At 66.3% G+C, this 8,374-nt stretch carries 7 protein-coding genes, 1 tRNA gene and 2 pseudogenes; 6 read left to right on the forward strand and 4 right to left on the reverse strand.

The window, feature by feature from the left end:
* Positions 1-184: 184 nt before the first annotated feature.
* Together GGD88_RS17970 and GGD88_RS19010 are read left to right on the forward strand one after the other, a co-directional pair.
* Positions 185-277, forward strand: a tRNA-Ser gene (locus GGD88_RS17970).
* 78 nt (positions 278-355) lie between these two features.
* Positions 356-502, forward strand: coding sequence for a hypothetical protein (locus GGD88_RS19010; RefSeq protein ID WP_246423862.1), 147 nt, complete (start codon positions 356-358; stop codon positions 500-502).
* 348 nt (positions 503-850) lie between these two features.
* Here the strand turns inward: GGD88_RS19010 and GGD88_RS19015 are convergent.
* The 4 genes and pseudogenes from GGD88_RS19015 to GGD88_RS17990 all read right to left on the reverse strand — a co-directional run.
* Positions 851-1,894 (reverse strand): annotated as a pseudogene (locus GGD88_RS19015) (recombinase family protein); the annotation flags it as partial.
* A complete protein-coding gene (locus GGD88_RS17980; protein WP_246423863.1) occupies positions 1,891-2,181 on the reverse strand; it encodes a helix-turn-helix domain-containing protein in 291 nt (96 codons plus the stop codon). The pseudogene GGD88_RS19015 and the gene GGD88_RS17980, both read right to left, overlap by 4 nt.
* A gap of 8 nt (positions 2,182-2,189) precedes the next feature.
* Positions 2,190-2,486: a type II toxin-antitoxin system RelE/ParE family toxin gene (locus GGD88_RS17985; RefSeq protein WP_221237229.1), complete on the reverse strand. Its 297-nt coding sequence runs from the start codon at positions 2,484-2,486 to the stop codon at positions 2,190-2,192.
* 109 nt (positions 2,487-2,595) lie between these two features.
* Entirely contained in the window at positions 2,596-2,949 is a 354-nt protein-coding gene (locus GGD88_RS17990; RefSeq protein ID WP_184438086.1) for a hypothetical protein, read from the reverse strand.
* A 293-nt stretch (positions 2,950-3,242) separates the two neighbouring features.
* On the opposite strand from GGD88_RS17990, the gene GGD88_RS17995 reads away from it, so the two are divergent.
* The 4 genes and pseudogenes from GGD88_RS17995 to GGD88_RS18010 all read left to right on the forward strand — a co-directional run.
* Positions 3,243-4,439: a DUF932 domain-containing protein gene (locus GGD88_RS17995; protein WP_184438078.1), complete on the forward strand. Its 1,197-nt coding sequence runs from the start codon at positions 3,243-3,245 to the stop codon at positions 4,437-4,439.
* Between the two features lie 126 nt (positions 4,440-4,565).
* On the forward strand, positions 4,566-6,677 hold the full coding sequence (locus tag GGD88_RS18000; RefSeq protein WP_184438080.1) for a ParB/RepB/Spo0J family partition protein: 2,112 nt from the start codon (positions 4,566-4,568) through the stop codon (positions 6,675-6,677).
* 86 nt (positions 6,678-6,763) lie between these two features.
* Complete coding sequence (locus GGD88_RS18005; protein ID WP_184438082.1) at positions 6,764-7,822, forward strand: DUF7146 domain-containing protein; 1,059 nt, start codon at positions 6,764-6,766, stop codon at positions 7,820-7,822.
* Positions 7,823-8,129: 307 nt separating this feature from the next.
* Positions 8,130-8,374, forward strand: a pseudogene (locus GGD88_RS18010) (hypothetical protein); the annotation flags it as partial.

Consider the following 8,374-nt stretch of genomic DNA (forward strand, 5'->3'; position numbering starts at 1 on the left):
ACCAGGACATGGGGCCTCCCACTTGATGCAAGGGAGTCCCCTACAGAATCCATTTCAAGCTCGACCGCTACCCCGATTTCTCAAATGCGATTCCCTTGACGCGCTCGCGCAAGGGCATTGCATCGCCCGGACGGGTTCGATAATGTGCGGCGCTCCCGGCGGGGTTCACCCCGTGCGGGCATATGGAGGGATGGCCGAGCGGTCGAAGGCGCACGCCTGGAAAGTGTGTATACCGTGATGAGCGGTATCGAGGGTTCGAATCCCTCTCCCTCCGCCACCCTGGAACATAAGTGCGAACTCTATTCGCCGCCGATTCTACGCCATTGGAAGCGGCGAGCACCCGGATCAGCTCGTCATGCGAGCCCATGATGCGGACTTCGCGCTCGGCGACCTCCACCCGCTGCGCCAGAGCCTGCAAATGGTCGCGCCGAAATCCGCCGTCCTTTCCACGCATCTTCTGGCGCGCGGCGACCGCCATTCGGTGAAGGTGCTGTGGCGTTAGATGCTGTCCGACATTCTGGATCGCGATCCTGGCGCGTTCAGCATCGATGCGGGCCTGATCGCGCATCGCCGTCAACTCGGCCACGCGTTCCTTGAGGGACGGGTCGGCCAGATCGGCAATCCCGCTTTCGATGGCGTCGTAAAGCCGCTTGAGGCGCTGCTCCGCTTCGGCCGCCCGCTTGGTCAATTCGTTCGCTGTGTCGCGCCGACGGGTGTCCCGTTCCTCGCGGCGGTCGAGATGCGCGGCCAGCAAGTCTTCAAGGCGCTTCGGGTTGAGCAGACGCTTTTCCAGATGCTCAGCGACCAGGTGATCGAGCCGTTCCATGTTGATCGTCCGACCCGAGCAGCCGGTCTTGCCCTGCCGCGCGGCGGTCGAGCAGGTGTAGTAGCGATAGTGCGCGGCCTTGCCCGAGGTGCGCAGCGTCATGGCGCCGCCGCAGTCGGAACAGAAGCAGATGCCGGTCAGCAGGGTCGGTCCGCTGACAGCGCGGCCCGGCATCACCATCGGCCGCCGCTTCTTCAAGAGTTCCTGAACCGTATCGAACGTCTCGCGGTCGACGATCGGCGGCACTGCCACGGTCACCACCTCGGCCTGCGCCTTCGGCGTGCCGTCCTTGTAGGCCTTCCCCCATTCATGCTCGCCGATATAGGTCCGGCGCGTCAGGATCCGGTGCACGGTGCCCACGCCCCATCGGCCGCCGGTCCTTGTGTAGAGCTTGCGCTCGTTGAGGTGCTTGGCGATCGCCTTGACGCCCATCCGGCCGGACCCCTCGTGGCCGTTGAGCGCCAGCTCGAACATCAGCCGGATCGTGTCCGCGTGTAGCGGGTCGATCTCCAGCACCTTCTTCATCTTCTGGCCGCGCTTCTCCGCATCGACGACGCGGTAGCCGACCGGAGGCAGCGAACCGTTCCAGAAGCCCTGGCGGGCGTTCTCCTTCAGCGCACGGAGCGTGTGCTTGGCGTTCTCCTTCGATTGGTACTCATCGAAGAGCGCCATAATCTGGCGCATCATGACATGCATCGGATCGTCGCCGAGTTCCTGCGTCATCGACACCAGCTTGATGTCGTTCTTCGCGAGCTTGCGGACGTAGAATTCGAGCTCGAAGTGATCGCGGAAGAACCGGCTGAACGAGTGAACCACGACGATATCGAAGGCGGCGGGCTTAGCCGTGCCGGCCTCCATCATCCGCTGGAACTCGGGCCGCTTGTCGTTCGTCGCCGACGCGCCAGGCTCGACATAGGTCTCGACGAGGTCGTAGCCGCGCGCCTCGCAATACGCCTCGCCCTGCCGGCGCTGATCGGGGATCGAGACATCGTGCTCGGCCTGGCGTGCCGTCGAAACGCGCAGATAGAGCGCCGCGCGGAGCTTCACCGTTGGCGTCGGCGCGTTCACGCGGCCTTCCTCAAGGCCTTCTGGACCGCTTTGGGATTGCGGTCGATGACGAGCAGATAGGCGCGCGCCGGGCCTTCAGGGGCGCGTTGCCCTTGCTCCCAATGGCGCAGCGTCTTGATCGAGAAGCCGAACCGTCCGGCGAACTCCTCCTGGGTCATGTTCAGCTTCGTGCGGATCGCCTTCACGTCGATCTCCGCCGGGATGTGCACGCCGTAGCGGTTCTCGTCGGCCGTCCCTTCCGCATAGGCGACCGCCTCTTCGAGGCCGCGCCGGATGCTCTCCGCCACCTTTCCACTCATAACGTGCTCCTTTGGAGATAGGCTTCCTTCAAGCGGGCGGTCAGGTCACGAAACCCGTTCCGGTCGGCCTGGCTGAGATCGGCCCGCTGGTTCTTGGCGAAGGCCGTCAGGGCGAAGAGCGGCATCGCGGCGCTGTGAAAGAAGTAGATCACGCGGGCACCGCCCCGCTTGCCGCGGCCCGGCAAGGCCCATCGCAGCTTCCGCACGCCGCCCGTGCCGGGGATGAGATCGCCAGCGCCGGGATTGTAGGCGAGATAGTCGACCAACAGGGCGCGCTCCTCTTCGTCCATCATGCGCCCCGTCGCGGAGATGAATTCCGGCGTCTCGACGACGCTGACGGGGGCATCTCTTACCATTTCGGGTATACTCCATTGAGGCAGTCAACGCAAGCGATTTCGCCGGTCATTCTCGACCTGAGTCCGGTCCGAACATCTCGTTGAGCAAATCGCCGAACCAGCGTTCGAACACGTCGACTTCTTCGGGCGTGACCGGAACGTCGTCGGGCCAATCGTCGATAACTCGCCATTCCGAGAGGTCGTCCGTGACCGGACGCCCACGAGGTTTTGCTTCCGGCAATTTGCAGTAGTCATAGAGATCGATCCGTGCCGGTGGAGCGGATACGGCGCGTCGCCGATGGTTCTTTCGCGAAGATGTCATGAGCCGAGGCTGGCGCTCTTGAGCGCATTTTTGAAGAGAATAGGCGTCGTAGAAGTGCTCCGGAAAACAACAACAGGTAATCGGCGCGACTTGTTCCACGGTCCTTCGCCTGTTACGCAGTTAGCTTGCGGCAATCGCCGATCGAGCCCAACGCGCCATTTGGACGGCTTCAGTCAAGCGCGCTCAATCCTGCGAACGGAACGTCTCATATTCTACTCTGAAAGGTATTTGGCAGGGAAAGCATTCCCCTGCGGCCGAGCCAAGGTCTCGGCCGACCCCTTCTGCGGGGAGACCCCGCAACGCCCCCCAAGAGTAAGAGGCCCATCGGCTCCGCCGTGACGGGTTGGAGGCTGAGAGAGAGGCTTTCAGCCGCCCGTCGCGGAGATGATCCCATGACCAATGTTGAGATCCTGGACGGCCGGCGCGACGCAAGCGGCGGTTACAAAGTCGATGCGTCGCGCGGCGGCCATGACGGCCGCGTGTCCTCGGAATGGTTTTCCCGGCCCGACGACGAGAAGTTCCTCTCCCTGTCGGAGCTCTACGCCTCGGTGAAGGGCCGCGCCGAACGCAGCCGGACGCGCACCGTCGAGAGCGCGGCGATCCGCGTCGAGGCCCATCGCGACGATCCCGAAAGGCTGGCGCTCGTTCTGCCGGGCGCCGAGGCGCCTGTCGCGCCGACCCATTGGAGCTTCGGTCAACTCGCGAGCCTGGTTAGCGCGCCTGCGGCTTATCTGCGGCAGCTCCTGGCGCCGCTCGCCGGCATCAACCTGCAATACTGCCTCACCAATCACCGCGCCGAGCAGGTCAAGACGATGGAGGTGGCGAACGGTCGCACGGAACTGCGCGCCGTCACCGGCCCTGACTATGGCCGCATCTATGATCACGAGCTGGTCGCCGCGGTCCAGCGCATCGCGGGCGACGGCGTCGGCGACACCCGCTGGAAGGTGCCGGGGGTACTCGACTGGTCGACCGGCGTCTACAATCCTATGGTCGACGTGACTAAGGACACGACCACGCTCTACGCCTCCGACCGCGACGTCTTCCTCTTCCTGGTCGACGACATGAACCCGATCGAAGCGGGCACACTGCCCGACGGCTCGCCCGATCTGTTCTTCCGAGGCTTCTATTGCTGGAACTCCGAGGTCGGCGCGAAGACGCTGGGCATCGCGAGCTTCTATCTCCGCGCCGTCTGCCAGAACCGCAATCTCTGGGGCGTCGACGACTTCCAGGAGATCACGATCCGGCATTCGAAGTACGCCGCAAACCGCTTCGCGTACGAAGCGGCCCCGGCGCTCGCGACCTTCGCCGACTCCTCGCCGCGGCCGTTCATCGAGGGCATCCGCGCGGCTCGCGAGAAGATCGTCGCCCGCAGCGACGACGACCGCGCCGATTTCTTGCGGAAGCGCGGCTTCTCGAAAGCCCAGACCGCGAAGATCGTGGAGACGGTTCTCGCCGAGGAGGGCCGCCCGCCCGAGAGCGTCTTCGACTTCGTCCAGGGCATTACCGCCCTCGCGCGGTCCAAGCCGCAGCAGGACGAGCGCCTCGCTCTGGAGACGCGCGCCAAGGCGTTGCTGGAGCGCGCGGCTTAGGGGTCGCGCTTCTCCCCTTACGTCGGTCCCGGCCCATCGCTCCCTAGAGGTAGAGGTGGGCCGTGGCTTCGTGACGGGTTTGGAGGCCCGAGAGTGTCTCTTGGCCGCCCGTCGCGGAGAAGTCCGATGACCAAGTCCAAGCAACAGAAGATCACGCTCAGCGCCTCGCGCGACATCCCCTTCAACCAGCTGGTGCTCAGCCAGTCGAACGTCCGGCACGTCAAGGCGGGCGTCTCGGTCGAGGAGCTGGCCGAGGACATCGCACGGCGCACGCTGCTGGCGAGCCTCACCGTCCGGCCCGTGCTCGACGAGAGCGGCGCGGAGACCGGCATGTTCGAGATCCCGGCCGGTGGCCGCCGTTACCGCGCCCTCGAACTCCTCGTGAAGCAGCGCCGGCTGAACAAGACCGCGCCGGTTCCGTGCATCGTGCGCACCGAGGGCCTCGCCGAGGAGGACAGCCTCGCCGAAAATGTCCAGCGCGCGCCCTTGCCTCCGCTCGACCAGTTCCGCGCCTTCCAGGCGATGCGCGAGAAGGGGAAGTCCGAGGAAGAGATCGCCGCAGCGTTCTTCGTCTCGGCAAGCGTCGTCAAGCAACGGCTCAAGCTCGCTGCTGTCGCGCCCTCGCTGCTCGACGCCTATGCCGAGGAAGAGATGACGCTCGACCAGCTCATGGCGTTCACGGTCAATCCCGACCACGAACGCCAGGAGCAGGTGTGGGACGCGCTGAAGAGGCACTATTCGAAGCAGCCCTACGAAATCCGCCGCATGCTGACCGAGGGCGCGGTTCGCGCCTCGGACCGGCGGGCGCAGTTCGTGGGTCTTGACAACTATGTCGAAGCGGGCGGCGAGGTGCTGCGCGACCTCTTCCAGACCGATGACGGCGGCTGGCTGCAGGACGCGGCGCTGCTCGACACCATGGTCGCCGAGAAGCTGAACGAGGAGGCCGAGGCCACCCGGGCCGAGGGCTGGAAGTGGATCGAGGTCGGCACCGATTTCCCATACGGCCACACCTACGGCATGCGGCGCATCCGCGGCGAGGCCGAGCCCATGAGTGACGAGGAGGACGCCTCCTATGCCGCGCTCAAGGCCGAGTACGAAAAGCTCGAAGACGAGTATGCCGAGGCGGATGAACTGCCAGACGAGATCGATGCGCGGCTTGGCGAGATCGAGACGGCGATGGAGGCGTTGCAGGACCGGCCCATCCGGTTCGAGGCGGAAGAGCTCGCCATCGCGGGCGCCTTCGTCAGCATCGACGGGTCGGGACGTTTGCGCGTCGAGCGCGGCTACGTCCGGCCCGAGGATGTGCCGGTCGAGGAAACCGAGGAGACCGCGGAAGGCGATGCGGTCGATCCGGTCGCGGACGATACCGACGCTGACGGTGTCGATGCCATCGCTGAAGCCGACGAGGAGGACGAAGGCGACGGCGCGAAGCCGCTCTCCGATCGGCTGGTCTGCGAGCTGACAGCGCACCGCACGATCGCCTTGCGCGACGCGCTGGCGAACGATCCGCAGGTCGCCTTCCTCGCCGCACTCCACGCAATGACGCTCCGGCTCTTCTACCACTACGGCCAGGAAAGCTGCGTCGAGATCGAGCCGCGTTCCACGAGCTTCGGCGCCCAGGCGCCGGGTCTTGGCGACACGGCATACGCGCAGTCGGTCGATGCGCGGATCGAGAGCTGGACCAAGGCGCTGCCCAAGCGGGCCGAGGACCTGTGGGATGCGCTTACGGCGTTCGACGGCGACAGCCGCGACGCGCTCTTCGCCCACTGCGTAGCGATGACGCTCAACGCTGTCCAGGAGCCGCACTACCGCAAGCCGCGCCAGATCGCCCATGCGGGCGTGCTCGCCGCGACGCTGGGCCTCGACATGGCCACGGCTGGCTGGGTGCCGACGGCGGACAGCTATCTTGGCCGGGTGACCAAGGCGCAGATCCTCGCCACAGTGCGCGAGGCGAAGGGCGACACCGACGCCGACCGGATCGCGCGCCTCAAAAAGCCGGAGATGGTAGCGGCCGCCGAGGGACTGCTCGCGGGCACCGGTTGGCTGCCCGAACCGCTGCGCACACCGGTCCTCGCCGAGAAACCCGACGAGCCGGAGTTCGAGATCGTCGACGACGGCGATACCGCTGAGCCGGATGACGGCGAAGCGCAGACGGCGGCGAAGGACGGCGAAACGGCCATGGGCGATTCCGTGCAGGTGGCCGAAGATGAAGAGGTCGCCAACGCCGCCTTCGCCTGAGGCGACCACCAAACGAGGGAGCGTTCCCCCACTCCCTCGCGCCTGGGGCCTGCCGGACGCGGCAGGCCCTTTTCGCTGCTCGCAGCATGGAGTTCATCACGGAGAATACTGCACCTGAGATCGCACAGCGCCTCTCACGCGAGGCCGAGGCGGTCTGCCGCCATTATCTTTCGAATGGCCGAAGGCAGGGCCGCTATTGGATCGTCGGCGACGCCGAGAACACGCCCGGTCGCAGTCTTTACGTCCGGCTAACGGGTCCGTCATCCGGTAAGGGCGCGGCGGGCAAGTGGACCGACGCCGCCACCGGCGAGCGCGGCGATCTGCTCGATCTTATCACGGCGAACCTGCGGGTTTCATCGCTCGGCGAGGCGCTGGACGAAGCGCGCCGTTTCCTCAGCCTGCCGCGGCCCGATCCGCCGCCGCGTAGTCCGCTGACTAAGGCGCCGAGCGGATCGCCGGAGGCGGCCAGGCGGCTCTGGGCGATGGGCTTGTCCGTAGCCGGCACGCTCGCCGAACGCTATCTCGCGAGACGCGGCATCGTCGGCATCCGGACCATCGGCGCGCTGCGCTTCCATCCGCACTGCTTCTACTGGCGCGAGGACGGGCCTGACGACACGGAGCCAGAGGCTTGGCCCGCGCTTCTCGCCAAGGTCACCGACACGGGCGGCGACCTGACCGGGCTGCACCGCACCTGGCTCGATCCCGTGACTGCGGGCAAGGCGCCGCTCGACCTGAACCGGAAGGCGATGGGCAATCTCCTCGGTCATGGCGTGCACATCGGCAAGGCGAACGATCTGGTCGCAGCCGGCGAAGGTCTGGAGACCATGTTGTCGCTGCGCATGGCGCTGCCCGACCTGCCTGTCATCGCCGCGCTGTCCGCCAACCACCTCGCAGCCCTCCTGCTGCCGGACGGCATCGACCGGCTCTACATCGCCGTCGACTCGGACGAAGCGGGCCGCATGGCGGCGGACACGCTCGCCGACCGCGCGCGAACCGACGGTATCGAGACCGTGCCGCTCGCCTTCCGGCTCGAGGACGCCAACGACGATCTGCGCGCCTTCGGCCTCGACGATCTCCGGGCGCATTTGAGACCCCAGCTCGCGCCGCAGGACGTCGAGCGCTTGCTGCCATCCTCCGCCGCCTGATCGAAGCACGGATGGCGCCGGCGCATCCGTCACGGGCACGTCTCCAGTCATGAAGCCGCGCCTCAGGGCCTTCCGAGAGGGGCGAGACGGAGCGGAGCCCGCCCGCAACGGCTGCGGCGTCACCGTTTTCCGCCGCCGAACCAGAGGTTCGGCTTTGCATCGCGAGGCAAAACGGCGCCGCCTCCGCCGTCCTCCGCTGCGCTACGGCCGATCCGAGGATCGGTGCAGGCCCGAACGGCCCCCGCTTTCCCGTCGCCCGGGAAGGCCCGCGAGAGGCGCGGGTCACTTGAACCGGAGACGACCCGCCATGACCGAACACGCCGACACCACGCACCGCTCATCGACCGCCATCGTCCTCGACGAGCTTCAGCTCTACGGCTACCACCCCTTCGCGGAGGAGCCAGACCCGCGACCCTTGCCCGAGGCCGAAGCCCTCCAGGGTGCGCTCGCCGATATTTCAGGTTCATCACGGAATTCCGGGGTAAGCGGCGCGGATCTTGAGAAAGAAGTAGGCGTCATCCCGGAAACCGTAGGCCATCCGCTTGATGACCT

The organism is Roseospira goensis, assembly GCF_014197795.1.
GTDB lineage: Bacteria > Pseudomonadota > Alphaproteobacteria > Rhodospirillales > Rhodospirillaceae > Rhodospira > Rhodospira goensis.

Excerpts from the sequence above, each read along its gene's own strand:
- GGD88_RS17995 (WP_184438078.1), top strand. The coding sequence starts at position 3,243 with ATGACCAATGTTGAGATCCTGGACGGCCGGCGCGACGCAAGCGGCGGT.
- GGD88_RS18000 (WP_184438080.1), top strand. The coding sequence starts at position 4,566 with ATGACCAAGTCCAAGCAACAGAAGATCACGCTCAGCGCCTCGCGCGAC.
- GGD88_RS18005 (WP_184438082.1), top strand. The coding sequence starts at position 6,764 with ATGGAGTTCATCACGGAGAATACTGCACCTGAGATCGCACAGCGCCTC.
- GGD88_RS19010 (WP_246423862.1), top strand. The coding sequence starts at position 356 with ATGCGAGCCCATGATGCGGACTTCGCGCTCGGCGACCTCCACCCGCTG.
- GGD88_RS17985 (WP_221237229.1), bottom strand. The coding sequence starts at position 2,486 with ATGATGGACGAAGAGGAGCGCGCCCTGTTGGTCGACTATCTCGCCTAC.